This is a genomic window from Brachyspira pilosicoli, from assembly GCF_019402445.1.
GTDB lineage: Bacteria > Spirochaetota > Brachyspiria > Brachyspirales > Brachyspiraceae > Brachyspira > Brachyspira pilosicoli_B.
In genome coordinates this window covers 1-2967 of sequence record NZ_SRZM01000376.1, presented here as the reverse complement: position 1 = coordinate 2967, position 2967 = coordinate 1, and the positions used below count along the sequence as shown (strand labels likewise).

Here is a 2967-nt window from a genome sequence, read left to right as displayed (position 1 = left end):
TGTTAATCATATTTAAATGACAGCCTAGTTTCTCTTGCATAATGGTGTGTAAAGTATTGTAATAATATTTTCCAGATGGAATAACAGGCAAATTAGCAGGTTTATTTACTATAATTAAATCGCCATCATCATAAATTATTTCTATATCTTTATTTACTTCAGGCTCTTTCATATCTTTAAAATAATATGATATCTCATCACCTTTAGAAACACTTCTAGTATATTTTATTTTTTCTCCATTTACTAATACAAGTCCTTCGCCTATCAAATCCTGCCACTTGTTTCTAGAATAATAAGAAAATCTATTTCCCATATATTTATCTAATCGCATAGATTCAATATCTTCTTCAATACGGCATTTCCTTATAACAGCACCTTTGTATAAATCTTTATTAGTAGAATGCAATTTATTTTTGGACTTTTTCATTTTTTATTAATCTATTTTTAGTTAGAAAATATATAATATTTAAACTGTTATAGTTATACATGTAAATAATAAAGAAATCAATACCTATTTATGATATTAAGAGAATTATATATTTAATTTCTTTTAACGTTTATTTTATAAAATTATATAGATACCTGAGTTCTAAATAAACTCAAGTACCTCTAAAATATTTTTATAAATTATATGTTCTTATAAAATAAGACGGAGTGCAGCTCCAAGCATGACAATAACTATTAATTATGTTAGAGCCATAAGGAGAAAAATATTTATCATCTTTGTTGTAAAGCTCCCAAAAACAATCAGCACCATATTCAACCATACTTCCCCAATAATCTAATATACATTGTGTTGCTTTTTCTATTCTATTATTTTTATAAAGAGCATCTACTAAATGATGATACATATATGGAGTTACTATTCCTATTTTAGGATTATTAAAAAATAAATTATCTAATATTTCTGCATTCTTTTCTTTATCAAAAACTTCTGCAATAATAAACCAAATTTGAGATGCCCAAGATATTTGTTTATCTTTACCGCTCACAAAAAAATTTTTATCATTATCCCAAAGATATTTTATAGAAGCATTTACTAATTTATTTAATAATTCATTTATACGTTTTTCTTTATCTGTATCATTTAAAATTTTTGCTAATTCTAAAGCCTGTTTTAAAGTATAAATAAATATAGCCTGTGCTCCAGCTTGTTTATTTAATTCATCATTCCAATCTAAGAAACACCACCAATCATCAGAATCTTTTAAAATGTAATTATTATCTAATCTTGTTTCAGATATTTCTATTTGTCTATAAGCAGTATCCCAAAGCTCATTTAATGTTTCTTTATCATTCGTTGCTTTATAATAATCATATAAACATGATATAAAAAATAATGAATAATCAAATAAAGATGTATCATCAACTATAATATTCGGTTGTAAAAATAAGCAAGCTCCTACTTTACCATCATTTTGTGTTACACCTGCAAATAAATATAAGCATCTTTTCACTAAATCATTATTTTTAAAAGTTAGATAATTAGTTAAAGCTTGAAGCCTTAAATCGCCTATCCATAAACGTCTATCTCTTTTTGGACCATCTTCAAATACTGATTGCATACAATCTTCTAAAGTCTTTAAAGATACTGTATCTATCTTATTTATAATATCAGAACTTGAATTTATTTTCTCAACATTTTCGATATTAGCAGAAGTTACAGTTTTACAATATATGTCTTCTATAACTAATCTATATTTTGGAGATGTATCTAATACCTTTATTTCTAAATATCTAAAAGCATATCTTCTAGGCAATTTTATTTCACAAGGAAGTACATCTATATGTAAAAATTCTTCCTGTATCCAACTACTGCTAATCATCCCATCATAACTAGAAGCCTCCTCTCCTATTTCACATAGATGTTCCCCAAATTTTATACGTATATGAGCTGGTGCATCTGGAGGACTTCCTACAGGCTTAATTGTAAAAGTAATATATCCAACATAGTGATTTCCAAAATCCAAGCATACTTTATCATTTTTACAAAATTCCATATTTTTTAATTCATCTATAGAAATACTACTAGAAATCTTCCAATCTTTTTCTTCTTTTAATATATTGACTATAGATATAGGCTTTCTTATATTTTCATAAATTTTAGGTTCCAATTCTATAGCCTTATTTATAAATTTATCATTAACTACGCATTTAAAATCTTTAATACTATTTGATATTTTTTTTGGCATTATTTCAATCCTCATCTTTATATAATTTTGATTTTATCTCTGGCAACATCTTATCTAAATTATAAAACATCATAGTAATAATAGAAAATATAAATAATATAATAGGAATATATAAATACATAGTCTTTACAGCAAAAATAGTTTCTGCTGTTTGAGTAACTGCTTGGCTGTCATATGCTGCCCATGCTAATAACATACTAGCTAACCAACCAGATACAGCTTGTGCTATTTTTCCCAAAAAACCGTTTATTGCCGATAGAGAACCTGAAGTATTTATGCCTGTTTTCCATTCACCATAATCAACCGGATCAGCTTGCATAGAGAAATATATACTTTCTTTTAATCCAGCACCCAATGAAGCAAGGAATACACCTAACAATATCATAATATGATTTAATCCAGCAAATAATATAACTAATAAGCCTAATATTTGTACAAAAGTACTATAACAGAATAAATTTCTTTTGCCAAATTTTTTTGCTAAAAATGGAACGCAGAAATTTGATAACATAGGTACTACAGACATCATAGTTGTTACTGTAATAGATAATTGCAAATCTCCTATTACTATTTTATAATAATAAACTATTGCACTTGATTGAATAAAAAATCCAGTCCACATGAATAATATATTAATAGCAAATACTATCCAAGGCTTGTTTTTGGATAATGATATGATTGTTTCTTTTAAAGAAGCTTGACTTTCTTTTTTGTAAGTTTTTTCTCTTACATTTGCAAATGTAACAAAAAACATAATACAGCCTATTAAGCCAAA

At 26.1% G+C, this 2967-nt stretch carries 3 protein-coding genes; all 3 read right to left on the bottom strand.

Going from position 1 to position 2967, the window contains the following annotated elements; genetic code table 11:
* Positions 1 to 427, bottom strand: a 427-nt coding sequence (locus E6A48_RS12180) for a S4 domain-containing protein (RefSeq protein WP_258018607.1), incomplete at its 3' end; no start/stop codon positions are given.
* A gap of 193 nt (positions 428 to 620) precedes the next feature.
* Complete coding sequence (locus tag E6A48_RS12175; RefSeq protein ID WP_219710311.1) at positions 621 to 2192, bottom strand: alpha-L-rhamnosidase-related protein; 1572 nt, start codon at positions 2190 to 2192, stop codon at positions 621 to 623.
* A 4-nt stretch (positions 2193 to 2196) separates the two neighbouring features.
* Positions 2197 to 2967, bottom strand: a 771-nt coding sequence (locus E6A48_RS12170; protein ID WP_219710310.1) for an MFS transporter, incomplete at its 5' end; no start/stop codon positions are given.